Source organism: Robinsoniella sp. RHS (assembly GCF_001029355.1).
In the GTDB taxonomy this organism is placed as follows: domain Bacteria; phylum Bacillota; class Clostridia; order Lachnospirales; family Lachnospiraceae; genus Robinsoniella; species Robinsoniella peoriensis.
This window is the reverse complement of the sequence record NZ_JNGB01000038.1, coordinates 18,957-45,809: the sequence shown is the minus strand read 5'-3', so window position 1 is coordinate 45,809 and position 26,853 is coordinate 18,957. Positions and strand designations below refer to the sequence as shown.

Genomic DNA, 26,853 nt, shown 5'->3' with positions numbered 1-26,853 from the left:
ATCCTGCAGTCTATATCCTGGTAATAATCATGGCATCCAACCTTGATATTGATTTTGGAGCACAGTTTAAATTCAGCTGTCCATCCGTGACTTCTACTTCATAAGTCCCAACGGTATAGCTGTTTGCACCATTTTCCACCTTTACTGCCACAGTCCCTTCCAGGTCGCCTTTTACCGTACTTTTATATGCTGAACCTCCTACAATATCTACCTGATAGGTTCCATTTGGCACGTCGACACAAAAAGTATTCCCATCAGGCAATGCAAAATCCTGATAGACATCTGCCGGAATTTCCCCCTGATCACAGATATAGTCTTCTGAGCGCCCTGTAATTATATTTGCTCCATCAGCAAATCCAAACTTTTTCTCTTTCGAATAAGTAATCCCCAATTCATCATTGGTCTTGCTGCCTCCTTTGCCATTTACGGTGATTCCAATCCAGCCTTCTGCTGCCTTGTCATTTGAAATCCCAAAATCAAACCGGTAGAGCACTTCAGCAGCTTTTCTTTTTGTTTTCATTTCCAGCGGCTTTGACATATAAGAGGTTTTTCCATCCACGACTGCTGCTGTCTTATAAAAATACATTGTATCCGTTTCTAAATTTTTATCGGTATACGAATAAACTTTCTGATTCCGGTCTGCCGATACAGTGTCGATCAGCTTATATGTTTTGCCATCTTCTGATCTGTAAATTTCATAACCCGCAATTTCATGTCCACGGACACCATCACTTGCAGGCGTAAAGGTAAAGGTAAGGGAATCAGATGCTGTCTTATCTTCCTGTGCCGTTAACTGAGCTGTGATCAGGCCTTCCGATAAGAGATAGCTTAAATTAGCCGGCTGGTTGTATGCCACATTCTGCCATGCTACCCCCTGTCTGTATGCCCTGTTTTCCAGGAGGCACGGGACTACATAATCTGTTTGAATTGTGGATGCATAGATGCGGATCCTGTTCTGGTCGCTGCTGCAGCGGGAAATTATTTCTTCCCTCCAGTCGCCTAAGATATCCGCGGTCAAACCGGTATTTCCTTTGGTTCCGTTGTTTGACAAAATTTGCGTTGAATCAAACAGCGTAACTTCCTGATTGTTTTCGTAGTCCCATTTTGTCAGGTTTACGGCAATCGGTTTGTAAGCACCACTGTCAAACCTGTGGTCCTGAATTTCGCTTAACAGATCTCCATCCCAGAAAATGCTTGCATTGGATGCAGGAGACTTCTCAGCCAGTGTAATTAAATTTTCCAAAGTTGACATTGTGGAATATACACCACCATCCCTGGAATCCCAGGAAGGCTCTTCCTCTGCTGACGAATTGGGAGATGCAATAGACCAGAATTCCGCCCCGGATGCGGTTGGATCAATATCAGCAGCTACACCTCTTCCGGTATCCCGTCCAACATGATATCCCATTAAGATTTTGCCGGTCTCAGCATCATGTATTTCTACATGATAAGAAGCATCATCATGTTCATGGACCGCCATAACTTCCAGCCCCTCATTCCAGTTCACCCAGTCGGATACATGCATGGCATCGCCATGTCCCTGTCCGGTTGAATACTTTACGGTTCCATTGTGATCTATGACCAGCGCACCGTAAATAATCTCATCTTTTCCGTCGTTATCGATATCATTCACACTTAAGCCATGATTTCCCTGAGCTTCATACTGGCTTCCTGCTTCATTGGTGTCAAACTTCCAAAAGGTCTTGATTTTATCCCCAACACCGTCGCCATCCGTATCTGCCAGATTATATGCCGTAAGACAGGTTCTCGTATAATAACCCCGACAGAACACTGCACTTGGTGTAGTTCCATTTAAATATGCCACTGCCGACAGGAACCGGTCTACACGGTTGCCATATCCGTCCCCCCAGGCATTTACATTTCCTCTGCCTGGTTCATAGTCAACAGTATCGATCAGAGATGCATCATCGCAGTTAAACATCGTAAAATATTCAGGTCCTTCCAGAATATATCCCGTTCCGTTCCGATAATCATGAGCCTTGCTTATTTGATCCGTTGGAAGGGACGCTGCATTGCAGGCACCTACATATGCCTTTTCCACAAGTCCGGCATCCGTACCGTCTGTGCTTTGATAAGAAGTCGTTCCATCTGCTGTCTTAACTGCAATCTCTGCTTTTCCATCCCCGTCAAAATCCCACACCTGGAACTGGGTATAATGAGCACCGGAACGGATATTGACACCCATATCAATCCTCCACAGCAGAGACACTTCCCCGGTTGCAAAATTCACATCATATCCATCCAGGAATGTGGTTCCCGTATATCCTTTTGCAGAATTATCCTGGGCATTGGAAGGATACCATTTTACAACTAATTCCAGCTGTCCATCCCCGTCCAGATCCCCTACGGACATATCATTTGCCGAATAAGTACAGGCAGTTCCATCCGGCATTGTCTGATCTGCCGGGCTGTAAAGCTTTAATTCCAGATATTTATCCTGCCACACAGCAGTGTCCAATACCTTTAATCCAAGCTCCTCATCGGAAGATCCTTCTACCCGGTAGATGTCAGAAGCGGTACCTCCCTCATCCACCAGATTGGTAACGGAGAGATTTTCTGCAATTTTCGTTTCATTTCTGTAAATATTAAACGTAGTTCCTTTCGGGTCTTTTTCAAATGACCGCCAGCTTAAATAGACACCGCTGGTATATTCCTTTCCTGCTGCATCAGAAGCAGTTACAACGGTTTCCCCTCCGTCAGCTCCCGCCAGATTTATGGCAATTGCGCCTCGGTCCGTCAATGTTTCCGCAGGCGAGGCAATTAATTCCCCCGTCACTTCTGTCTTGCAGACCTTTGAAAATTCCCCCGCTCCCCCGGCATTTACTGCCTTTATTTTATAATAATACGGTATATTCGCGGTCAAATCGTCTCCCGTATCTGTAAAACCGGGAACCTGGGTTTCTCCAACTTTTATAAACTCTTTAAACCCTTTTTCATCCTCAGACTTATCAGAACGGTAAACCATATATTTAAAAGCGGTATCCGTACTGTCCCAGGAGAGTTTTATCTCTCCATTTTTAGCACTGTCACATTTTATATTTGCGGGAGGTGCCGGTTTTTTAACCCCAGGATCCAGCATATCTATTTCAATGGTATTGCTTGGTGCTGATTCTGTTCCATCCGTTCCCAGTGCAGTAATATAGTACTGGTAAGTTTCTCCCAGCGAGGCCTTCATGGACCGGCAGGACAATTCATCCGTCTGATACTCCTCTGCCGTAAAAGATTTCACCATGGTAAATTTTTCATCTGCCTGTCCCTTCTGGTAAATCCGGTACGCCGCAGCTTCTCCCACTCCGGTAAAACCTATCAGAAAAGAAGCAGAATTTCCTTCAATGCTCATCTCAGAATAATTTAAACCGGATGGCGCTAATAAAACCGGGGTAATTTCAAGCCCATTAATATAGGGATTTGATCCTCCTACGGTAAGGTTGAGCTGCCCATCCATAACACGCACAGAAGCTGCCATACTCGCCAGTGCCTGTTTAGTGGAAATACCTCCCGCTGCTTTTCCCTCAGCCGTATAAGACGCCTTAATCGTTGAAGTTCCGGGAAGCAGATCGCCTGCATATACTTTGATCTCATAATCACCATTTGGAAGATCTACGGCAAATTCTCCTTCTCCCAGATTGAAATCATCTGCCATAGCCGAAGAATCGGCATTTCCGTTACCTGCGCGGTTACGGCCATTATTGGGTGCTTTAATCCATCCATAACCCGCTTCTTTTGTATACCCCTGGTTCTGGTTTACGCCGGTCCATCCCTCCATGGTAGGTGAATTATTATAATTAAAATCATATTTATACTGGGCGGATTTTGTTGTGACCGTCAAGTTTTCCGACATTTCACCCAGACCTTTATCATTATAACCGCATACGGCATATACATAATTCCTGCCGCCCTCGCATCCATTATCCGTATATCTGGTGCCTGCAGTAACGGAATACTTTTCCGCATTTGTAAAGTCAATCGTATCCGCGGCTGCCCCCTCTGTCAGTTCCTCCCTGAAAATATAGTACATTTCAGCCCCCTGGGATGCATCCCATTGCATCGACACACTGGAAGCCCCTATGGTAATTGGCATTAACCCCGTAACAGCCTGGGGAACACTGGCTGACTCCTTCAGATTAATTAAAGACTGCAGGCGGCTGATCGTCGGGTCTTCCGGCTGGGATATTTCTGAAATCTCTTTTGCTACACACTGAGCGAACTTATAAGCTCCATAATACTGCAAATGGGTACTGTCTGTTGCTCCCCCTGCATAGGCGCCGGTATATTCTCCCGGTTCCACCCAAAGGAACAGAGATTTTGCCCCTTCAATGCCAAAGCTTTCACACAACGCAATGGATGCTGCACTTAAGTCTGCTAACGGTATATTTTCCTGTGCTGCAATGCTCCTCATGACATCCCCATATGCTTTAAAATTTTCATTAAAAGTACCGTCTGCATTGTAACTGTACCTTGCTGCCGGAGTTACCAGAATACAAGACGCTCCTCTTTGGCTGGCTCCATCAATATAATATTGAATCCACTTACCAAAATCCTCCGGAGATACATAGCGGTTTGGTCTGGAGGATGTTGCATCATTGTGCCCCCACTGTACCAGCAGATAATCTCCGGGCTTTACATCCTCTAAAAGGTCGTCCAGCTTCCCTTCTTCAATAAAGGATCTGGAACTCCTTCCACCAATTGCCCTGTTCTCTATGATCACCTGATCTGTTTCATAGCTTCTGGACTGACTGTAATTACAGTCATCGCATGGACCCTCGCCTATATAATTTCCGAAGAAATTGTGCAGTGCCTCTCCCCATCCTGTCTGTGGATCATAGTAATCCTCATAAGTCTGCACCGTAGAATCCGATGCCAGGAATATGGTGGGCTTATCTCCTGCCGCTTTTTCTGCAGATGCCTCAATCTTCATACTTTCCACATAGACAGCCTGCTCTGCTGCCTCTTCTGCAGAAACGGCTTTGCTGTCAGCTAAGAATTTCAGATTCAGCACACCATCAATGAGACAGGTATGAAATGTTACGGTTTTTCTGCTGCCTGCCGGCACTGCTACATCCGAAGCTTTCGTAATATCCTCAGCTTCCAGACTGGCGGAATAATCCATATCCGTAGGATTTACCAGTTCCACCGTAACATCATAATCCTTAGCTTCCAGTTTTACATCCAATGTAGAAGTATTTTCATATGTATAAACACCATATCCGGTATTCTCCGTCTCTGTCCACACCTGGCTTGCAATCCGCAGATACGATTGCTCATCTGTAACGTAAGCAGCACTCCCGGTGGTTATAGATGCATTTCTTGGATAATACACATTTCCCTGCCAGCCTGCCGCTTCTTCCGGATATGTGAGGTCTGAAAATCCAAAGCCAGTCTCTTCCGAATAAAGATTTTTACTGGTTACTCCATTGACTGGCTTTGTACCAAACAGAAACGTCCCGGTATTCCCATCTTCCGCTGTACGTATGCCTTGCGTTTCCTGTTCCGGTTCCGGTATGGATGCAGGTATTTCACTCAGTTTCTCTTTTGACTCTACTTTTTCTTCATTCGTTTCTACCGCGGAACGTTCCCCGACCTTCTCTGTCTCCGGTATTTTTTCAAGATTTACTTCTGTCTGTTCCATAATCAATTGTTCTTCTGCCGCAGCGGTCCCACCACTATTTTCCGCTGCAAAAGCCACTGCCGCCTGCATATTTGTTACCACCATAGATGCAGCCAGACAGAATGCTGCTGCCGAGGATACCCGGCGCCTTTTTTTACGACTTTCTTTCATCTCTCTTTACCTCCTTTTTGTGCAACTTGATTCTTTTTTAGATCTTGTTGCTGATTTATTATAATATTTTAGCATTTTCTATATATTATTTCTGGTTATCTTTTGTTGGATTCTTTGCATTTTTAACCATTTTGATTCTGTCTGTGAGCACATTTGCTTATACAAAAGGATACCCGCCATTTCAGCATAAAAATATGACGCAATCTCATGCAAACCCTCTTGACAAAACCGTGTTATAAGTATATAGTGTGTATTACAATCATACACACTATATACAGAAAGTGATTAGTCCAAATGAAAATATTAATCTCCAACACTACAGACAAACCTCTGTACCAGCAAATCGAAGAACAAATCAAAGACGCCATTTTCAAAGGCGAATTAAAAGAGGGGGATGCCCTGCCCTCTATCCGGGGCTTTGCCAACGACTTAAAGGTAAGCGTCCTTACCATACGCCGTGTTTACGATGAATTGGAAGCCGAAGGCTTTGTTACCAGCCAGGTTGGGATCGGAACATTTATCTCTGCCGGTAATCTGGAACTGCTGCGGGACTCCAAGCGGCGTCTGGTAGAACAGAAAATGCAGGATATGATCATGTCGGCAAAAACCCTGGAAATTTCCAAACAGGAACTGATGGATATGATGGATATCCTATACGACGAAGAGTAAGCAGGAGGATTTATATATGGAAAATGTATTAGAAGTAACCGGATTAAATAAGAATTATAAGAACTTTGCATTAGAAGATGTAACTTTCACACTTCCCTGCGACTGCATTACAGGATTTATCGGGATCAACGGCTCCGGCAAAACAACTACCATCCGATCAATCTTAGGCCTTGCCAATAAAGATGCAGGACACATCAAGGTATTTGGGCTTGATATGGCTGAACACAGCCGGGAAATCAAAAACCGATTAGGCATAGTCCTGGACAGCGGATGTTTCTACGAAGATCTCACCATGTCAGAGATGAAAAGCATCCTGGCACCCGCCTACTCAAAGTGGAACGAAAAGACATACCGGGATTATATGGACCGTTTTTCCCTGAATCCGAAGCAGAAAATAGCGACTCTTTCCAAAGGCATGCATATGAAGTTTGCTCTTACGCTGGCACTTTCCCATGAAGCGGAGCTTCTGATCATGGATGAACCAACCAGTGGACTCGACCCTCTGATCCGCAGTCAGTTTATGAATATTTTAACAGACTTTATGAAGGAAGGCGGAAAGAGTGTATTTTTTTCTACCCATATCACTTCCGACCTGGACCGGATCGCAGATATGCTGATTTTGATTGATGAGGGGCGCATTCTATTTGAAGAAGAGAAAGATATGCTTTTAGAGCAATACCGACTGGTAAAAGGCGATGGCACGCATCTGTCTCCATCGGTAAAAGAGCTGTTTTTGAATTTGGAAGAAACGCGTTTTGGTTTCACCGGAATTACAAAACAAATAGCAGAAATACGCCGGAGCATACCGGATATTCTGGTGGAAAAACCGGGAATAGAGGACATTATGCTGGGATGCATAAAAGGAGGAAAATCAAAATGATTCTGAATCTGCTAAAAAAGGATTGTATAATTATTAAAACCAATCTGCTGCTGATGATGGGTTTTACCATCTTTTTTTCAGTCTTTCTGGTATTACGGACACCCGGACTGGCAGGCGTCCCCCTGTTTATCACGCTGAGTATCTTCATTCCTATGCTCACAACCAGCTTTGTTTCACAGGCAGACTATAAAGCATATAAAGTGATTCCCCTGCTGTGTGCCTCTCCTTACAGCAGAACCGCTATGGTAATTGCCCGCTATGTATTTTTATACATGATGTTTTTTTACTGCTGTATTGTTTATATCACCATCATGTCCATTCTGCAAATGAAGCAGATTCATTTCATGTCGGTATTGACATCCTTTTTGATTTTATCCATCCTTTATGGTATCTGTGAGCCGTTGGAGTATAAGATAGGATTCGAGAAAGTACAATATCTATTCATAATGCTTATTATGGTGATTCCTTTTGGAATTGCTTTTATCATAAAACTCGATCTGCTGTCCAACATTCAAATCACAAAAATGCCGCCAAATTCTGTACTCTATATCCTGATGGCAGCCGCCATTATCATAGTCAATGCCGTATCCATAGTGATTTCTTCCCATATCTTCTCCCGCCGGGAACTATGATAACTATGAAGAGATATATGGAAAAGGAGGACCTGAAATGATATTACACCTGATTAAAAAAGATTATTATATGATCCGATTATATTTTATTGTGAGCCTGGCAATTGCTGCTCTTATCCAGGTGCTCATCCACACTGTGTTTCCTGACCTGCCCAAAACGATGGTATTGCTATACATCGTGATTATGGTTTATCTGCTCGTATGCCAGAATCTCTCCCTTAAAGAGTTCAAATTTGAAAAGGCAGAGTCCCTTTTGTGTTCCTCTCCCTATATGAGATGTGATCTGGTTATCGCCCGTTACCTTTTCCTGATGCTGCCTTTAATATGCTGTATCATCCTGTACCAGTCCATAGCCCTGATACTTCCGGGAACTGCACCGGTCAGTTTGTTTCATTGCTTTCTGGTAACGGCAATTGCACTGGTACCACTATCCATTTACATTCCCGTCCAATATAAGTTTGGATATGCGAAGACAAAGTTTATTCTCACCGGCATGATACTCGTCATCGCACTGATTCCCAAGGAAATTGCCGGGCTGATCCAGTCTTTCAACCCGGAAAAACTGTCCGCTATGCCGGTTTTTCCAAAATATCTTCTGGTAACTGTATTGATATCAGTCGCGATGGGTATATCCATATTTTTTTCTCTCCAAATCTATAATTCCAGGGAACTGGAATAAAGGTAACACAAAAAGCGTACAGACACAGAAACCCGGCAGTGAAGCCGCTGTCTCCTTTGTCTGTACGCTTAATTATTGTAATGTCTACTTTGAAATTAATTTTTACACTTACCTGGCATTCCCAACTTCCATTGTCCAGCCATGTGTATCTTCTATTTTTCCTAACTGGATTCCGGTTACGGTATCATACAGCCTCTGGCTGATCGCACCAATTCCACCATCTCCAATCTGGAATACGTCATTCACATAACGCAGATGACCTACCGGAGAAATAACCGCTGCGGTTCCGGTTCCCCATACTTCTTCCAATGCACCTGTCCTGGCTGCTTCTTCCAGTTCATCCACACTAATTCTTCTTTCTTCAACCGGTAGTCCCCACTCTTTGCACAGTTCTATACAGGTATTTCTGGTTACACCCGGAAGAATACTGCCGTTTAATACCGGTGTCACAACCGTTCCGTTTATCTTAAAGAAGATATTCATTGCGCCCACTTCTTCAATATACTTTCTTTCAACTCCATCCAGCCAGAGTACCTGGGAATATCCCTCTTCATGTGCCTTTACCTGTGCCGCCATGGAAGCTACGTAATTGCCGCCTGCTTTGGCTTCACCGATACCGCCCCGAACCGCTCTTACATACTCATCTTCAATCCAGATCTTAACCGGATTCAGTCCTTCCGGATAATAAGCACCTACCGGTGATAAAATGATGATGAATTTGTATGTATTAGATGGACGTACTCCCAGGAAAGGATCTGTTGCGATTACAAATGGCCTTACATAAAGGGATGTACCTTCTTTTGTAGGAATCCACGCCTGGTCTATTTCGACAAGTGTTTTGACACCGTTAATAAAGTCCTCCACCGGAATTTCCGGAATCATCAGTCTTTTGTTGGAGTTAACGGCTCTTTCTGCATTTTTGTCCGGGCGGAATAACAGGATTCTTCCATCTTCTGTTTTATAAGCTTTTAAGCCCTCAAACATCTCCTGTCCATAATGAAATACCATAGCGGATGGATCCAATGTAATAGGCTGATAAGGCATAATCGCAGGATCATGCCATCCCTTTTCCGTACTATATTCCATTACATACATATGATCTGTAAAAATGGTACCAAATACCAACGGATTTTCCGGTCCTGGAATTGGTTTCGGATTCATAGTTTTTTCAATTTTGATATCTAACATTTTTCTCATCCTTCCCTGAAAGCTTTTATCATATTTTTACCCCTGCAGTATACAGGTTCCTCCAGCGATACTGCATTAATAAGTAGTTTGAAAGAAACTTTCAAACTTTTTTCTTCCCATTATTCTACTTTTCTTACAGATTGTCAAGACAAAGCCGGAAATTTCTTAATTTAATGCATGAAATTATGAAAGTGACATTATTTCAATGAATCTGTTTAGTTTTTCTTTCGTTCATACCTGATAAAGGTGTACTCCAGGTCAAAATATGTCTGTTCCTCACTTTCACCTGTCACCTCCCACTCTTCCATTTTATCTAAATCCGGAAAACGGGAATCTGCTACATATTCATGGTCAATCTTCGTTACATGGCCTAAACTGCAGTAAGGAAGCATCTGATGATAAATGCTGTCTCCGCCGATGACGTAGATATCGTCACTGTCGTATTTTTTCAATTCTTCCTGAAGTTCCTCCATACTGTGTACAATTACTGCATCCTTAACTTTATAATCCTTATTGCCGGTTAGTACTATATTTGTTCTGTTTTTTAACGGGAGACCGTTTGGAAAACTCTCCAGTGTCTTTCTTCCCATAACAACTACTTTTCCTGAAGTCGTTTCACGGAAAAATTTCATATCCGCCGGAATGCTCACCAAAAGCTTATTCTCATTTCCAATGCCCCAGTTTTTATCTACTGCTACTATAAAATTCATTTTAAACCTCCTGTGCCCGGTACCGCAGCACCCGCTTTTATCTGAGTGCCGCTGTACTGAGAATTAAATTGCAATGGGAATATTCTTAATCTGCGGTCCGGTTACATAGTCTTCCACATGAAGATCATCTACCGTAAATGCATAGAAATCCTTTACGTCCGGATTCAGCCATACTTTCGGAGCTTCAAAAGTTTCCCGCTGTATCAGCTCTTTAATGATTGGAATATGCCTGTCATAAATATGGGCATCTGCAATTACGTGGACAAACTCTCCTGCATTCATATCACATACCTGCGCCAGCATGTGAACCAGCAGTGCATACTGGCATACATTCCAGTTGTTTGCAGCAAGTACATCCTGAGAGCGCTGGTTTAAAATCGCATTCAGGGTCAGCCTGTCTTCATTTTTTTCTTTTGTCACATTAAAAGTCATGCTGTAAGCACAAGGATAGAGGTTCATCTCATGCAGGTCTGCATGTACATAGATATTAGTCATTATCCTGCGGCTGTAGGGATTATTTTTCAGATCATAAATGACACGGTCCACCTGATCCATCATACCTTCCCTGTATTGGTGTTTAACGCTCATCTGATAGCCGTAAGCTTTCCCGATAGATCCATCTTCATCCGCCCAGCTATCCCAGATATGGCTGTTCAGGTTCTGAATATTATTGGACTTTTTCTGCCAGATCCAAAGCAGTTCATCAAATGCACTTTTCAGTCCAGTTCTTCTCAGGGTAAGTGCCGGAAATTCCTTTCTCAGATCATAGCGGTTCACAACGCCAAATCTTTTGATGGTATATGCAGATGTCCCATCCTCCCAGTGAGGGCGGACTTTTTCCCCTTCTGTGCTGACTCCGTTCTCAATAATATCCTGACACATATCTATAAAAATTTTATCTGCGTAACTCATATTCTAACCTCCTTATTCGTTTGGATATTTCACGCCCCACTGTGCACGCAGGCTATCCATTAATTCCATAATACGTATGGTTTCCTTATGCGGCATCTGCGGGCATTCCAGCTCACCTTTCCCCATGGCATCCATACATGCTTCCACTTCATATTCGTATCCGGTAATCTGCTTTGGGGTTTCGTATTCAGCAATCAGTTTGTGACTGGTGTCGAATACGCGGATTCCCTCACAGTTATTAATATTCTGTACTTCAATATACCCCTTATCACCGTAAATCATACCCCGTCTGTCGGTGGCAACCATCATATTGCTGTGAAGCTGGGCCATTTTTCCATCTTCATAGATCAGTGTAATACTGTTAACCGCATCTACTTTTGATTCTGTTAACACTGCAGTAGAGGACACTTCTTTGATTTTATCCCCAAATACCATTGAAGCAAAATTAATCGGATAGACACCCAGATCCAACAGCGCTCCTCCTGCAAGTGCAGGCTCCTGCATTCTGGGCAGATGCCCTACCACATATCCCAGATTTGCCGTAAGTGATGTTATTTCCCCGATTACCTTACTTTCAATGACCTCATCCAGCGTTTTGCGCATTGGCATATAACGTGTCCAGATCGCCTCCGTTAAAAGCAGATTTTTGCTCTTTGCCATCTCACATAATTCCACTGCCTGTTTTGCATTTACCGTGAATGCTTTTTCACACAATACATGTTTTCCATGCTCCAGGCAGAGCTTTACATGTTCGTAATGGTGGGAATGCGGTGTTGCCACATATACCAGTTCCAGCTCCGGATCCGAAAGCATTTCTTCATATGACCCGAATGCTTTTGTAAAATGATACTGTCCGGCAAATGCTTCTGCTCTCGCATAATCTCTTGCTCCCACGGCGTAAGCTTCTACTTTGTCCATCCCAGCTATTGTTCTGGCCATGGCACCACCAATATTTCCTGCTCCTAAAATCCCCATTTTCATAGTCATTACCTCCTGTTTTTATTTTTCTTGTCCCGTCAGGCTCCTTGCCCGCGGGAATGAGTCAATTGCCTAATTTTATTACACTTGGATCTTCCGCAAATCCGGAAGCATTGTATAAGAATAAGATATCCGTGTAATTTCTTGCATTCATATAGTCCTTAAGGCTTTCATTAAAATACCTCAGGTCTATCATATCCACCTCTGAAAAATCATGAAAAGCAAACGGTACAAAACAATGTGCATATGAATCCTTAATCACCAGCAGCTTCCTGCTGCTTCCCGACTCCGTATTGGCTTCAATAACCGGCTGGTTCCCCCCGAAGAATACAGCATACTTATCCTTTTTTTCCAGAAAGGAACGGTCATACAGATCTCTGCGTATTTCCTGGGAATGATTATAATTCAACACATAGGGAACTTCTTTTTTCGGTATAAATGCCTCTATGGAATCACTCTGTACCCTGCAATTCACCTTAGATTCTATGGTACCCAGAAAATCATTTGAAAGAGTTTCGATACGGTAATCATCCTTAGTCAGAGGCGTAATCCCAATTTCCTTTGCCCATGCCTCATACATGTAAAATGCCGCCAGCGTTTTCCAGTGATGGTCCGTGCGGTAATAGATTTCCTCGTCCTTATGTTCCCTTAATACACTTTCACAGTCAAAGTAGGTATCCCCGGGCAATGCCGCCTTTACTTTTTTAAGATACCCTTTTTCCTCTGCCGGACTAGCAAAAGGCGGAAGCTTTTCTCTCAGGATATCCACGGCATTAGGTACAATCATTGCTTTCACATGACCCGAACCATATTTTTGTTCTGCTGTTTCCATAAATCCTTTTAAAGCCTGGATATTCCTGAGAGCAGTATCCGTAGTGAAACTTCCCGTGTGCTTTTCAATTAGATACCCGTCTTTTGCAAAATAAATATCATTGATTTCCTGTTTAAACGTACCGCGTTCCACCTGCGTCTTTAAACCAATCCAGGCATCCCGCAGCACAAACTGGTCTGTGAGATATTTTTCATAGTCTTTTGTATAGCTTCCATTAAAAATGCGTTCCGGAGATATGTCCGGCTTCTGTGCCAGTTCCCTGTTCTCTTTTTCAGAAAATCCGGTGTCTGACTTCAGAAGTGTCGCAATTGTGAATCCGAATATTAGAATTAAGAATAATATAATGATTATCCAATTTTGTTTTTTGCTCATATTTATACCCATTGCAGGCAGACCTGCAATACTGCCGCAATAAAACAGGTTGAAAGAATCGCATCGTGGCTTCCTTTCTACATCATAATTTTCTTTCAACCTCACTTCTGCCATATCTAAAACCTGAAATATAAGAATGGGTTATAGGTTGCATCCACCAGATATGCCACGGATATGATAAATATCCCCACATAAAACACGCTCTTCAGCAACACGCATACCCACTGCGTGTTTTTCAGGCATGCAAGCCATTTCTCCGCTGTCAGTTTGGGTAACATCGTAGCTCCCAGAATCAGAAGCACCAGCAAAACCCCGTTATTATATAGCAGATAAATGCTTTCCTGGTTGAACAATGCCTGTCCGTGACCGCCAAACAAAGCTCCTATGTAGGAAAAACCTTTTGCCAGATCATCAAACGCAAAGATTACCCAGCCAATCATTACAAAGAACATGGAATATAAAATTCGTATCACTCCAGGCAGCTTTTCTAAAAATCTTCCTAACACGAATTTCTCAAGCAGCAGCAGCAAACCGTAATATACGCCCCACATCACAAAGTTCCAGCTGGCTCCATGCCAGATTCCGGTGAGCAGCCATACAACCAGGATATTGCGCACCTGCTTTAAAGCACCCTTGCGGTTGCCGCCAAGGGGAATATAGACGTATTCCCGAAACCAGGAGCTAAGGGAAATATGCCATCTTCTCCAGAATTCCGTAATACTCTTAGATACATACGGATAGTTAAAGTTCTCCAGAAAATGAAACCCAAACATTTTGCCAAGGCCGATTGCCATATCCGAATAGCCGGAAAAATCATAATAGATCTGGAAAGTATATGCCAGAATTCCAAGCCAGGCTGTTGCAACCGGAATGTCCCCTGCCGGCATCGCTGAAATCGTATCCCAAAGCTTTCCTATATTATTAGCTAACAAAACCTTCTTTCCCACACCAATCATGAAGCGGTGTATTCCAACCACAAAATCATCACTGTTCTCTCTGCGGTCCCGCATCTGCTTTGCAATTGTTTTATACTGCACAATCGGACCGGCAATCAGCTGAGGAAACATAGAAACATAAGTACCATAGTTGATCCAGTTTTTCTGTACCCTGGTAACTCCGCGATATACATCAATAGTATAAGACATAGTCTGGAATGTAAAAAATGAAATCCCAATGGGAAGGGGGATTCCCAGAAGCGGTATGCCGGTTCCAAAAACTCCGTTTACAGAATTTATGATAAAATCTGCATATTTAAAAAATCCTAAAATTCCCAGATTGGCAAAAACTGATATTAACAGAAATTGCTTTGCCTTTTTCAGATTGCCTCTTTCCCTGTATTTACCTATCAGCTGGCCGAAGGTAAAATCCATGGTAATGGAAAAAAGCATTAAGAACACGTATTTAGGCTCACCCCAGGCATAAAAAAAGAGACTGAATAAAAATAATATGGTATTTCGTATCTTCCTGGGCGCTATATAATACAGAATAAGCACCGCCGGCAAGAAACGAAACATGAATAATATACTGCTGAAAACCATCTGCTACTCCTTAATTACCTTATTTTCAAATATTATGGACTTATTAACATTTTTTAATTTTCTAAAAAGGTATTTACAATTATCGCATTTATTATATAATAGAGTAGGGCAAAAGACAAACAATTTTTTAATAAGGTGGTTATATATGGGAGAACAGAAGAAAAGACCGGGGATGCGGCGTAAAAAACCGAATAACGGTCTTGTTATTAATGTACTGACGCTAATCGTGATCGTACTTGTCGTCTTTGAGGGCAAGAGTCTGATTAGCCTTTTTTCGAAAGACAGTCTGGCACAGCGTATTAAGACTGAAGTAGATGAAGTATTAGCCCAGGAAGAACTGGCGCAAAACAAGGGAGCATCAGAAGCACAATCTGAATCGCAGAAAAAAACGCCGGTTACTGAAAAAGCACCTGCACAGACCGAAACACAGGCGCAGACAGACAGCACGGTACCTGCAGCATATCGTGATGTTGTGGTTCCCAAAGCGGCAACGCCTGCAGATGATTCTTATTTCGCTGATGCTGTATTTATCGGCGATTCCCGTATGGAAGGATTTAAAAACCAATCCGGCATTACCAAGGGTTCCTTTCTGACCGCTGTAGGCATGGAATTGGAAGATATTTATGACACGCCTTATATTGCTACTGCCTCCGGTAATATTACCGTATTTGACGCGCTGAAGAAGGCTCCTTACAAGAAGGTCTATATGATGATCGGTACCAACGAACTGGGTACCTATGATTTCAACACCTTCAAAGAAACCTATACCAAGGTTCTTGGAGACATCCAGACGATTCAGCCGGATGCAATTATCTATGTCTATTCCGTTGTATACGTAGAAGAAGACCTGACCGAATTTGACTATGTAAATAATAAGAATGTTGACGCGGCAAATGAGAAAATCCTGGAAATCTGTAAGGAAAAAGGATACCATTACCTCAATTTAAACGAGGTGCTGTCCGATGGCAACGGTTCCCTGATAAAGGGTGCTACTTCTGATGGAGTACATATGTATGAAGAATATCTGAAAATGTGGCTTGACTATACAAAATCCCATTATATCAGTGATACAGGCAGCTCCGGTACAACCGGGAACAGCCCGTCCACAGAAGGTACAGAAACAACACCTGCAACAGAAGCAACAGAAGCAACAGAAGCACAAGATCTAAATCAAGTTTAAAGGAGAATACTATGAAATACTTTCGTTTAGTTTTAATTACAATTTTTATGATGCTCACACTCACAGCCTGCTCAGGAGGCAAAGATAAAAATATTGATGTAGATATTAACAAACTGGCAGAAGAAATCCAGAGCCAGGCAATCACCTCTGGCGAGCTTAAACAGGCAACTACAGATATCTTTGCTTCCACCTATTTTGTGGACATGGATAAAATCGAAGAAAGCACTGCCTATTTAAGCGCTGCCACCACAGCATGTGAAGTTGCCATTGTAAAATGTAAAGACAGTGCTTATGTTTCTGAGGTAGAAACACTGTTTAAAAACCGTGCAACAAACCAGTCCAAACTGTTTGCTACTTACAATACCACGGAAGCCGCAAAACTGGATTCCGCAATTGTAAAATCTGCCGGTAACTATGTTGTTTTATGTGTCGTAGATGATACAAAAAAAGCAGAATCTGTATTGTCTGAGTATGGATTCTAGTGCCTCCCGGCGTAAATACGTCGATATATAGTGCCTGATATCTGCGTCAGGTGTGCGTCTGTGAATCGACGGCGTAGCGGGCTACGACTAGATTCACAGACGTGCAGCTGGCGCGGATAGCGGGTGCTATATAGTGGTGTATTTACGCCGGGATGCACCAGAGCTCCATACAGACAGTAACGATAGTGACAACGCAGCAGTTGGCAAAATAGGCAGTGCTGTTACTATCGTTATTGTCAAATGGAGTACGAGTACTGGAGCGTGTTTTAAAATTTCTTTCTGGCAGCTGTGCGTCACACTTTGTGGGAGATTTGTCCCGGATGAAGGCGCGCAGCGGGCTACGTAACCTGAATTGAGGTAAATATGCCGCAGAGTGGGGTGTGCAGATGGCGGGAATGAATTTTCAAACACGCCCAAAATAAGGATAGCTATTTATATTTCTCATAGAATTTTTCAGCCGAATTATAATCCAGATTAAATCGTTTCTGCAGTTTTTCAACAATTCGTTCCTGAATAACTCCCTCTTCAAGATTATCCTGAATAAAAACTTCTATACCTGTTTCGCGCCCTTTTTCCATACCGCGTTCTATCCCTTTTTCTATCCCCTCTTCCATACCTTCCTTTTTTGCCATATATATGAGATGGTTATAGTCCCTGATCGCTTTTTCTCTTGATTCATATTCAATTCTCTTCCTGTCGTCTGCACTGATGTTCTTTAATATTTGATACGCTTCGTTTATATATTCGTTTTTCTCTGCCATTGCTTTGAAATCCTCCTCACGTTTTCCGTTCAAGAATTTCGCCCATTGTAACAGTTCATTTTCCGGTTCGGATCTATCTCCTAATTTGGGTAATTCCAGTACGTGGAATTCCAGTTTTTCTGAATACAGACTCCCTCGCTTATCTTCTCGCAGATGAAAGCAAGAATACCACTCATCTGTATCCTTTAAAAATTTAAAGTCCAATATACTGATATGGATACATTTCACCAAAACATCATAATTATCTCCACTTATGATCTGGTCCGTGTACATTTTGCATGTATAAAACAGGGTACGTTCTTCCCAGCATCGGAAAGGCAGCACCTGCATTTCCAGGTCAATCTGGGTCCCGTCATGCATTAATACCCTTACGTCCAGAATTCCAAGCTTCTCCTCCTCGCTTTCCTTACGTAAGTTTGTATTCAACAATACCGTTTCCTGAATCTCTTTTGGATTGAGGTTTAGAAATGCCGCTATTAAACCTTTCCTTGCTTTCTCACTACACATCAATTCCTTAAAACAAAAGTCAACGGTAGGATACATAATAAATGGTTCCATTTTTTTATTTTCTGTCTGATTATTACTTATTTTGGGCGAATTTATCATAGTAAGTCTCCTTTTACTTAAGGCATATATCCTTTGCAGCGCAAGAAGACTTAAGTATATTATAACGACTTACAGCACGCATGGCAACGCCTTATATTAAATTTAGTGTAGTTTGGAAATGACCTGGCAGAACAGCCAGTAATTAGATATTTTCAATATAAATATATTATCACACTTCATTATTATTCGCAACATATTTATTTCATAAGTTACACTTTAATATTTATTTAAAAAGATTTTTAAAAAGGGTTTTTAACAAATCTCTGCAGATTACCTAAAAATACTATACTAATTTTCAAAAAGCACAGCATTCACAATTTCAGGTCGTGATATGCTGCGCTTTTATTGGAAAGCCGCTAAGTTTATTAAAATGAGGTTTATCTGATTATGGGACGCTTTGTATCCGGACGTAGTGTTCACTATGCTGAGAAAGCCAGCTTTAAGCGTTTCTTAATCAGCTAACCAAATTTTAAACAGACTCCAGCACAACCTGCCTTGTACAGACTGCATCCAGCAAAGCCTCACTATGGCTTACTGCAATGAGTCCTATTTTTCTTCGCCTTGTTTCTTCTAACAGAAAGTTCCAAATCTGGCTTTGGGTGATTAGATCCAGCATCGTACTGATCTCGTCTGCCAGCAGAAAACGGGTGCTCTTACCAAGAGCCCTGGCAATACAAAAGCGCTGAAGCTCTCCTCCGGATAATTCCGCCGGAAACCGGTTCATCCAATCTTCTTCTATCCCCAACCCCCGGATGATTGCAGCATCTACCTGGTCACCTTCTTTTATCACTTCACCCATCCTCAGCCTTGGATTAACTGCCTGCTCCGGATGCTGCCATATCATCTGTACCGGGCAGCATCCGCGCATATCGAAAAGAGGCTTATCGTCCAGATAAACTGCACCCGTATCGGGCTTCATGTATCCTGCCAATATTTTGCAGAGCGTTGTTTTTCCAAATCCGCTTGGTGCAACCAGGCCTACCACTTCCTCTTCATGCACCTCCAGATTAAAATCCCGGAAGATCTCCCGACCGTTTTTATCATATCGGAAAGAGATATTTTCTGCCTTGAGTACCAAATTTATGCCCCCTCTCCCACTGCTTTTTCATATTTATCTTCTGTCTTTTTATATTGGATCCGTTCTTTTCTTACGCAGCGAACATACCCGTTCCCGGATTTCTGATAGGGGATTTCTCCCTTGCACTTTTCACTGAAATATTCACATCGCGGACCGAATGGACAGCCTTTTGGCATATCCTTCACGTAAGGCTGAACTCCTTTTATAAACTGAAATCCATTTGCCGGAATGGCACGCCAGAGTGCTTTTGAATATGGATGCCGTAAAGTGTCTTCCCCGCGAAAGTCTGATGCCGGTGCATCTTCAATTGTAGTACCTGCATAAAAAACAACGATACGGTCGGCAACTTCCAATGCAAGCTCCAGATCATGGGTGATGAGCAATACCCCTGCTCCCTGATCAGCCAGTTCCCGAAAATGCTCCATTGCCCGTTTTGCTACAGACAAGTGCAGCCCGGGTGTGGGTTCATCTGCTATTACAAGCTTTGGAGTCCCCATCAGGGCAGTGGAAATCAGCGTCCGCCTTGTCATCCCACCCGATAATTCAAATGGATACAGACTGTCTATGGCAGGATCCAGAGAATAGCGTTTAAATATATCTGCCGTTTTCTTTTTTAATACTTTGTCTTTCTTTCCTTTTCTGATCTGGGGCCCAATCTTCATAAGGGGATCCAGATAGGAAGTACTCTGGGGTACCAGAACAATTTCATCCCCCCTGAGCTTTTTCGTTCTCTCGGGGGTTAACGCTTCCCCCTGATACAGCATCTGGCCTTCCATATGGGCATTGTATGGTAGAATGCCCAATACGCCATGGGCAAGCAGACTTTTACCGGATCCGCTGGATCCTACCACTGCTACCATCTCCCCTTCCCGTATCCGTACATTCAAATCCTTTATTACCGGAAGGTCTATCTGATGAAACCCTCTGTCATATTGTGTAAATGAAATAGAGAGGTTTCTAATCTCCAATATTGTTTTCTTCGTTTCTTCCATGGTTTCCACCCCTTTTATTACAGACAGACCTGTAATACTGCCGCAGGTAAAGCAGGTTGAAAGAAGCACAGTGCGGCTTCCTTTCATCATAAAAATTTCTCTCAACCATTTACTTTGTGCATCCACAGCATTTATTTCTGCTATTCCTGTGCACTTGCCGGATCTATTATTTTTCTAAGGCTCTCTCCCGCCACATCAAACAGTACTACTGTTAAGACCAGCATAGCTCCGGGAAACAGAGCAAGCCACCATTTTCCCGTAACCAGATACTTCATACTTTCTGATAAAATAATTCCGATTGCCGGCTGTTCGTTTGACAGTCCAAATCCAAGAAAGGTAATGCTAGATTCATGCAGTATTGCATGTGGAAATAAAAGAATTAATCCTACCAGAAACTGTGGTACCAGGTGCGGCAGCATATGTTTCACTGCGATTTTAAATTTACTGTGTCCCAGTTTTTCAGCTATTTTAATATACTGGCTTTCTTTTAGCTGCATAACCTCCGCACGTATTACCCGGGCAAGGGAAGTCCAATGGGTCAGGGCCACCCCTACAATTACACCGGTTAATCCTTTCCCCAGGGCAACGCAAATCAGGATAAGAAGCAGCATATGTGGAATTCCCATGATCAAGTCAATAAACCAGGTGATTACCGCATCTACTTTTCTTCCAAGGGTGGCCGCCGCTATGCCAAGTACCAATGCCACAAAAGCACTTACCGAAGCCGCACAGACACCAATGAGGATACTCATAGACAACCCCTTTATTGTACGGACAAACATATCCCTGCCAAGCCAGTCTGTGCCAAACAGATACTGAAATCCGGGCATCATATTTTTTCTGGAAAAGTCTGTTTCCTGCGCAGCCTCCCCGCAGAAAATTCCTCCCACAGCCACTGCCACCAGAAAAGTTACCGCTGCCACAAAAATAATCAGCGTCATCTTTCTCTGGTTGATTCTCCTCTTACTTCCATAAGTCATTGCTGTCTCCATTATTTTCGACCCCCTTTCCTAATTCTGGGGTCAATCACCGTGTATAGTACATTTGCAATAAAGTTTCCTCCAAACACAAAGAGAGCACTAATCACGGCAATCCCCATCAGAAGGGGAACATCACTTCCAAGTCCCGCCGTAACGGCCGCCTGTCCAAGTCCCGGATAGGAAAATACCTGTTCTACCAGAACAGAACCTCCGAAAATTTCACTGATGGCGGCAAACTGAAGCGTAATTGCCGGCAGTATAACATTGCGGAACCCGTGATGTCTGAAGATGCTGAAATTGCTTTCTCCTCTGGCTCTTGCAAATAACACATAATCACTTTCACAAACATCGATCATTTTTTCCCTGGTATGCAGGGCTATATTGGAAATACCGGTAATACTTAAAGTAACTGCCGGCAAAATTGCATGCTGTATTCTGTCCAGGAAGGTAACCCCGCTTGCTTCTACTCCAATGGGAACACTTAATCCGATGGGCAGTACTTTCAGCCAGACGCCGAATATCATCAGCAATACCAATGCCAGCCAGAAAGCAGGTGTACTGGCGACAATCAGTGAATATCCTTTGATTATTTTATCCACTGCCTTTCCTCTGTTCATTCCTGCCACAACCCCTAAAAAGAAACCAAGAACACCTGAAATAACCCATGCCATAATCATTAGAAATAAAGAATTTCCCAGCTTCACCCCAATAACATCCGCTACGCTCTGCCGGTATAAAAGAGAGGTTCCCATATCACCTCTGACAAAATCTTTTGCCCAGGAAAGGTACCGTTCTACCGGAGGCTGGCCTACACCCCAGTACTCCTGTAGTTTTGCAATCTGTTCCTGGCTCATGCTTCCAAGTGCCGCCTGCCCTACATTTGCCTGGAGAGGATCAATAGGCGAGGCGCTGATTAACGCAAATGCAACGATGCTTACCGCAACCAGAAGCAAGATCATCCGTATCAAATTTTTACCTATAAATAAACAATTCCCCTTCAAATCTTTAGTCCTTTCAAAATGCACCAAAGGTTGTCCTGTAAATCCGGAAATATTTTCCGGATTGGCAGGCCAACCTTTTAACTGCTTATTTTATTTTTCTGAATTATTGCCAGCTCCACTGGTCAACATTATTTACGATGGACCATCCATGTCCATGAGGATGAATTTTCTGATCTGCTACCTTTAATCCATCTCTTTCAAAGTAAAGGTGATCTACGTTGCATAACCAGATCCACGGTATATCACCTTCCTGGGTAATTCCATCCGTTCCATCCCACTGAGCTTTCTGCCACAGTTCGTAGGAATCTTCCAGACTGGATGCTTCTAAAGCTTCATCCATATACTTGTCTACCTTTTCATTTGCATATGGAGAATACTGTGCAAGTCCGGTATCCGGCATAGAATGGTAGATATTGTAAAGTTCCATCGGCGTATGTGCGCCCCATCCCCATACAAGAGGCTCTGACTGTGCTCTGTCATAAGCGACATCCCAGCCTACTCCTTCGGTAGTTATATCCATGCCCAATTCTTTCAGCTGATTCTTAGTATCCTCTGCTAATGCCTGACGCACGGAATCTCCGGTACTGTACATTAACGTAAATGCAGCACGGACACCATCCTTTTCACGGATTCCGTCACTGCCTTCTTTCCAGCCGGCGTCATCCAGAATTTTCTTTGCACCTTCCAGATCGTACTGCACCTGGGAATCCGCATTATACCATGGCATTTTATCACATACGCTGTATGCCGGTGTACCGTAACCATTTAATACATTCTGAATCATCTCATCCCGGTCAATACCGATATTTATCGCTTTTCTAATTGCAATATCAGATGTCACATCACTTCCGTAAGTTACACCGTCTTTTTCTTCCGGTTTCGTCGTTGGCAGATTAAAACCTCTGTTATCCACGCTTGCCACCGACAACAGATTATATCCGCTGATCTGCTGGTCTGCATAGGAAGCTGCCGTATGAGCCACATCTACCTGTCCCGCCTGAGCTGCTGCAAGTGCTGCTTCTTCTTCCATAAATAAAACCGTTACCTTCTTAATCTTCGGTGCCTCTCCATAGTAATCCGGATTAGCCTCAAAGATCACCTGCTGACCTTTGTCCCACTGCTTCATAATATAGCGTCCGGATCCGATTGGATTCTGTCCGTAATTTTCATTATAAGCATGTTCCGGAACAATTCCCACGATCGCCATGGTGTAAGGCCAGATTGAAAATGGCTTTTCCATATGGAATTCTACCGTTGTATCATCTACCGCAACCGCCTCTTTTAACATGGTAAAATCGTTAACGGAACTTTTTTCTTTAACATTATTATATGTAAATGCAACATCCTTCGCTGTAAGCTTCTCGCCATCTGTAAACTTTACATCATCACGTATTTTTACGGTCCAGGTCAATCCATCTTCACTGGCTGAGTAATCCATAGCAAGATCTTTGTCTATTTTCAAATCCGTAGTTGTAACCGTCAATGTGCTCTGAATCAATGGCTCATGTACATGTTCGCCTGCTCCCCAGCCATATGCCGGGTCAAAACCAGACTCTGGTTCCGATGCTGTAGGCATGGTCACTACAACTGAATCCTTGCTGTCTGCCGCAGTTTCCGCGGCTTCTGATCCCTTTGCTGACTCTGACAGCGCCTTTGTTTCATTTTCAGGCTTTGTTTCATTCTCTGTTTTTGCTTCACTTGAACTTTCTGTTTTGGCACTTGTCTGGGCATTGGTTTCATTTCCGTTACCAGATGCACCGCATCCGGCTGTAAGCCCGATTACCATACAGCATGCACATACGATACTGACAATTCTTTTCTTCATTTTTTTCCTCCCGTTGTGTTTATGTGTAACCGTAACTGTCTTAAAGCGTATTTGATAATTCATTCCCGCAAAAGCGATCATAACCGACAGAAACGACAAAATCTGATACGTATTTTGCATCATGTAACGAGAGTATATCAGTAAAAAATACCCCCCACAAGCCCGTGTGGGGGATATTTATTGTATATTTTTTAACACATAGCAAATCGTATGGGAATATATCCGTCATCAAAACCAAAAATTCTTATAACATGTTTGAAAATTGATTTTCAACAGCTGCTCATCACACTTTTAGGTAATTTGTTCTGCAAATACGAGGCGCAGATGGCTGTGCTGACTATTCCCGGAGCAAATCCCACACAAAACGGGGCGTGCAGATGGCTGGAATGAATTTTCAAACACGCTTTAATTTAGAAAGAAAATATAAATAACAGGGATTGTGATTAGAGAACAAACCGTAGTCAAAATCACACCGGACGACGCTGTTTTTACATCTTTTTGATATTGCTCTGAGAACATTACAACCATGGATGCTGTAGGCATACCTATGGACAATATGATACTTGCTGCAATTACCGGATCCGGAAACAAAAAGCGGGCAATGGGCAGGCACAATAGAGGGTAAACCAGCAGTTTTATCAGTACAATTCCGTACAGCTTCTTTTCCGAAAAAATCTCCCTCATAGAATAACCCGCCAGCAGACTTCCCAGAATCATCATCGAGAGTGGTGTGGTAATGGATCCGATAGTGCCTAATGTCTCTCCAATAACCCCTGGTACGGGGATATCCAGGAGAAAAATAACCAATGCCAGGAAACTTGCCACAACCCCGGGATTCAAAATCTTTTTTATATGGAATCCGCCTTTTTTCATCCGTTCTCCTGTAATCAGGCGAATCCCATAGGTATAGATAAGAATATTAAAAAACATATGTACTACGGTGCAGTAAAAAATTGCGCTTTTACCATAAAGCGCATCTAAAATGGGAAATGCCATAAAAGATGTATTGGAAAAAATCAAAAGTGTCCTGAAAATACCTTCTTTTTCCTTCTGCACCCGAAGCAGCTTCACTGCAAAATAAGAAAAAACCGGCAATAGGGCATATAAGCACGCCCCTGCCAGGAATATTTTAATAACAACCCCTTTATCACCGATCTGTCCGGTACTTACCGAACTAATAATAAGCGCAGGACATGCAAAACGAAGAATCAGTGTTGTCAGCTTCGAGGTTGTCCTCTCGTCCAGAATGTCTTTTTTTTTCAGATAATACCCTAATGCAATTAAAATAAATAACTTTACCAGCGCCGTCACAATTCCTGTGTAATCCATAATGTCCTGCCTGTTCCTATTTTATTTTTTACAGAGCTTTACAATGACATCTGCAAAAATTTTCGTACTCATGACCAGCATGTCGATATCCATAAACTCATCATCCCCATGCATATGGTTATCCACTTCCGGTACCATGCAGCCAAATGCAACACCACGCTCGAGCCCGTGAACGTAAGTACCTCCGCCGATTGCCAATGGTTTTCCTTTTATTCCGGTATAAGTCTCATAGCTCTCAAGCAGCGTCTGAACAAATACGGAATCACCTGGAACATGATGAGGCGGGGTCATCGGTCCCTCTTCCATTGTAAGCCCTGCTTCTTCCATATTCTTTTTCCCAACCCTTGTAACATTTTCTTCTGTACCGCAAATTGGTACACGACTGTCAAACTGTCCGCTTAAGTTTGTTGGAGAATATTGAAATACACCCAGGTTCATGGTGAGCTTTCCGGATATTTCATCTTCCATATCAACTCCCATGCCCTTTCCATAATAGTCATTATGAGGAAAGAGCTCTGCCAAAGCCCTGATTCTGTCAAATCCCTGGCTGGGTGCTGCTTCAAGTCCCGCCAGCAGCTGCAGCAGCGCAGTCAATGCACTGTTTCCAACCTCCGGCGTGGAGGCATGTCCTGCTACACCCTTAGCAGTTATCACAATCTCTTCTTGGTTTTTCGTAACGGTAAACTTAACCTTTGTCTCATTTTCTGCCTTTTTCGCTGCATCTAACGCCGCCTGTTCCTCTAATCCCAATATAACCGCTTTTGCATTTGCAGGAACTACATTTACCTTATCTCCGCCCTGGATTTTCACAATCTTGGGCAAAGCTTCACAGTCTTCAAAGGCAGCATGAAATTTTTTCGAAAAATGCCCTTTCTCAATATTAATTACCGGATAATCTGCATCCGGGGTAAAACTCATGGGTGCCTCTTTTTCAATTCCATAATAGTACACCAGATCAGAAGAACCACACTCCTCATCCGATCCCAGAATCAACCGTACATTATAATCCAGTTCAATCCCAAGATCTTTGATAGCCTTCATGGCATATAAGGCTGCCATTGCCGGTCCCTTATCATCTGCCGTACCTCTTCCGTATATTTTTCCATCTCTGATCACCGGCTTAAACGGTTCTGTAACAGTCCAGTCTTTTGTCACCGGTACCACATCCAAATGTGCCAGAATATCAAGCTGTTTCTCTTTTTCATTAAAATCCCCGGTCACAACACGATTTTCATAATTCCTGACTGCAAATCCATAAGAATCCATCAGTTCTTTTGCAGCTTCCAGTACTTCTGCCGGTCCTTCCCCATATGGTTTTCCCGGTTCCTCCTGTGTTCTCTGGCTGTCAATTCTGACAAGCTTCATCACATCGTCAATCAGTTGTTCCTTATGTGCATCAATATATGCGTCAATTTGTTCTCTGTACATG

The 26,853-nt window shown here is 42.9% G+C and carries 23 protein-coding genes; 7 read left to right on the top strand and 16 right to left on the bottom strand.

Annotation, left to right across the window (positions count from 1 at the left end):
- Window positions 1-10: 10 nt before the first annotated feature.
- Window positions 11-5,800 (bottom strand): SGNH/GDSL hydrolase family protein, encoded by a 5,790-nt coding sequence (locus RHS_RS31245; protein WP_395022740.1) that lies wholly within the window; start codon window positions 5,798-5,800, stop codon window positions 11-13.
- A 294-nt stretch (window positions 5,801-6,094) separates the two neighbouring features.
- Here RHS_RS31245 and RHS_RS16890 point away from each other — a divergent pair, with 294 nt between their 5' ends.
- The 4 genes from RHS_RS16890 to RHS_RS16875 are packed head-to-tail and all read left to right on the top strand — an operon-like array spanning window position 6,095 to window position 8,660.
- The gene (locus RHS_RS16890; RefSeq protein WP_027296579.1) at window positions 6,095-6,469 is read left to right on the top strand and encodes a GntR family transcriptional regulator; all 375 of its coding nucleotides are present in this window, start codon (window positions 6,095-6,097) and stop codon (window positions 6,467-6,469) included.
- 16 nt (window positions 6,470-6,485) lie between these two features.
- Window positions 6,486-7,349 carry an ABC transporter ATP-binding protein gene (locus RHS_RS16885; RefSeq protein WP_027296578.1) on the top strand — a complete coding sequence of 288 codons (864 nt, stop codon included), beginning with the start codon at window positions 6,486-6,488 and terminating at the stop codon, window positions 7,347-7,349.
- The gene (locus RHS_RS16880; protein ID WP_047833835.1) at window positions 7,346-7,981 is read left to right on the top strand and encodes an ABC-2 transporter permease; all 636 of its coding nucleotides are present in this window, start codon (window positions 7,346-7,348) and stop codon (window positions 7,979-7,981) included. Before RHS_RS16885 ends, RHS_RS16880 begins: the two co-directional genes overlap by 4 nt.
- Window positions 7,982-8,018: 37 nt before the next feature.
- Window positions 8,019-8,660 (top strand): ABC-2 transporter permease, encoded by a 642-nt coding sequence (locus RHS_RS16875; RefSeq protein WP_047833834.1) that lies wholly within the window; start codon window positions 8,019-8,021, stop codon window positions 8,658-8,660.
- A gap of 108 nt (window positions 8,661-8,768) precedes the next feature.
- On the opposite strand, the gene RHS_RS16870 is transcribed toward RHS_RS16875, so the two are convergent.
- The 6 genes from RHS_RS16870 to RHS_RS16845 all read right to left on the bottom strand — a co-directional run bounded on the left by RHS_RS16870 (window position 8,769) and on the right by RHS_RS16845 (window position 15,190).
- Window positions 8,769-9,848, bottom strand: a complete 1,080-nt coding sequence (locus tag RHS_RS16870; protein ID WP_027296575.1) for a branched-chain amino acid aminotransferase — start codon at window positions 9,846-9,848, stop codon at window positions 8,769-8,771.
- Window positions 9,849-10,063: 215 nt separating this feature from the next.
- Window positions 10,064-10,558, bottom strand: a complete 495-nt coding sequence (locus tag RHS_RS16865; protein WP_027296574.1) for a dihydrofolate reductase — start codon at window positions 10,556-10,558, stop codon at window positions 10,064-10,066.
- A 63-nt stretch (window positions 10,559-10,621) separates the two neighbouring features.
- The gene (thyA, locus tag RHS_RS16860; protein ID WP_027296573.1) at window positions 10,622-11,470 is read right to left on the bottom strand and encodes a thymidylate synthase; all 849 of its coding nucleotides are present in this window, start codon (window positions 11,468-11,470) and stop codon (window positions 10,622-10,624) included.
- Between the two features lie 12 nt (window positions 11,471-11,482).
- Window positions 11,483-12,451, bottom strand: a complete 969-nt coding sequence (locus tag RHS_RS16855) for a Gfo/Idh/MocA family protein (protein ID WP_027296572.1) — start codon at window positions 12,449-12,451, stop codon at window positions 11,483-11,485.
- A 61-nt stretch (window positions 12,452-12,512) separates the two neighbouring features.
- Window positions 12,513-13,751: a DHHW family protein gene (locus RHS_RS16850; RefSeq protein WP_395022730.1), complete on the bottom strand. Its 1,239-nt coding sequence runs from the start codon at window positions 13,749-13,751 to the stop codon at window positions 12,513-12,515.
- A gap of 17 nt (window positions 13,752-13,768) precedes the next feature.
- On the bottom strand, window positions 13,769-15,190 hold the full coding sequence (locus RHS_RS16845; RefSeq protein WP_044295520.1) for an MBOAT family protein: 1,422 nt from the start codon (window positions 15,188-15,190) through the stop codon (window positions 13,769-13,771).
- A gap of 145 nt (window positions 15,191-15,335) precedes the next feature.
- Here RHS_RS16845 and RHS_RS16840 point away from each other — a divergent pair, with 145 nt between their 5' ends.
- Together RHS_RS16840 and RHS_RS16835 are read left to right on the top strand one after the other, a co-directional pair.
- Window positions 15,336-16,370 (top strand): GDSL-type esterase/lipase family protein, encoded by a 1,035-nt coding sequence (locus RHS_RS16840; RefSeq protein ID WP_027296569.1) that lies wholly within the window; start codon window positions 15,336-15,338, stop codon window positions 16,368-16,370.
- A gap of 11 nt (window positions 16,371-16,381) precedes the next feature.
- The gene (locus RHS_RS16835) at window positions 16,382-16,852 is read left to right on the top strand and encodes a DUF4358 domain-containing protein (protein WP_047833833.1); all 471 of its coding nucleotides are present in this window, start codon (window positions 16,382-16,384) and stop codon (window positions 16,850-16,852) included.
- A gap of 142 nt (window positions 16,853-16,994) precedes the next feature.
- On the opposite strand, the gene RHS_RS31240 is transcribed toward RHS_RS16835, so the two are convergent.
- From RHS_RS31240 to RHS_RS16805, 7 genes are all read right to left on the bottom strand, one after another.
- A complete protein-coding gene (locus RHS_RS31240; RefSeq protein WP_395022763.1) occupies window positions 16,995-17,174 on the bottom strand; it encodes a DUF6783 domain-containing protein in 180 nt (59 codons plus the stop codon).
- A gap of 106 nt (window positions 17,175-17,280) precedes the next feature.
- Window positions 17,281-18,219 carry an Rpn family recombination-promoting nuclease/putative transposase gene (locus RHS_RS16830; protein WP_395022728.1) on the bottom strand — a complete coding sequence of 313 codons (939 nt, stop codon included), beginning with the start codon at window positions 18,217-18,219 and terminating at the stop codon, window positions 17,281-17,283.
- Between the two features lie 469 nt (window positions 18,220-18,688).
- Window positions 18,689-19,297 (bottom strand): ABC transporter ATP-binding protein, encoded by a 609-nt coding sequence (locus RHS_RS16825; protein ID WP_027296567.1) that lies wholly within the window; start codon window positions 19,295-19,297, stop codon window positions 18,689-18,691.
- 2 nt (window positions 19,298-19,299) lie between these two features.
- The gene (locus RHS_RS16820; protein WP_044290457.1) at window positions 19,300-20,289 is read right to left on the bottom strand and encodes an ABC transporter ATP-binding protein; all 990 of its coding nucleotides are present in this window, start codon (window positions 20,287-20,289) and stop codon (window positions 19,300-19,302) included.
- A 140-nt stretch (window positions 20,290-20,429) separates the two neighbouring features.
- Entirely contained in the window at window positions 20,430-21,281 is an 852-nt protein-coding gene (locus RHS_RS16815) for an ABC transporter permease (RefSeq protein ID WP_176731068.1), read from the bottom strand.
- Window positions 21,281-22,228, bottom strand: coding sequence for an ABC transporter permease (locus tag RHS_RS16810; RefSeq protein WP_138002106.1), 948 nt, complete (start codon window positions 22,226-22,228; stop codon window positions 21,281-21,283). The genes RHS_RS16815 and RHS_RS16810 overlap by 1 nt, the downstream gene beginning before the upstream one ends.
- A 145-nt stretch (window positions 22,229-22,373) precedes the next feature.
- On the bottom strand, window positions 22,374-24,095 hold the full coding sequence (locus tag RHS_RS16805) for an ABC transporter substrate-binding protein (protein WP_047833832.1): 1,722 nt from the start codon (window positions 24,093-24,095) through the stop codon (window positions 22,374-22,376).
- A gap of 305 nt (window positions 24,096-24,400) precedes the next feature.
- Here RHS_RS16805 and RHS_RS31235 point away from each other — a divergent pair, with 305 nt between their 5' ends.
- Window positions 24,401-24,526 carry a DUF6783 domain-containing protein gene (locus RHS_RS31235; protein WP_395014915.1) on the top strand — a complete coding sequence of 42 codons (126 nt, stop codon included), beginning with the start codon at window positions 24,401-24,403 and terminating at the stop codon, window positions 24,524-24,526.
- Here the strand turns inward: RHS_RS31235 and RHS_RS16795 are convergent.
- Both RHS_RS16795 and RHS_RS16790 read right to left on the bottom strand, forming a co-directional pair.
- A complete protein-coding gene (locus tag RHS_RS16795; protein WP_047833830.1) occupies window positions 24,501-25,424 on the bottom strand; it encodes an AEC family transporter in 924 nt (307 codons plus the stop codon). The genes RHS_RS31235 and RHS_RS16795 overlap by 26 nt on opposite strands.
- A gap of 21 nt (window positions 25,425-25,445) precedes the next feature.
- The gene (locus RHS_RS16790; RefSeq protein ID WP_047833829.1) at window positions 25,446-26,852 is read right to left on the bottom strand and encodes a Sapep family Mn(2+)-dependent dipeptidase; all 1,407 of its coding nucleotides are present in this window, start codon (window positions 26,850-26,852) and stop codon (window positions 25,446-25,448) included.
- Window position 26,853: the final 1 nt, after the last annotated feature.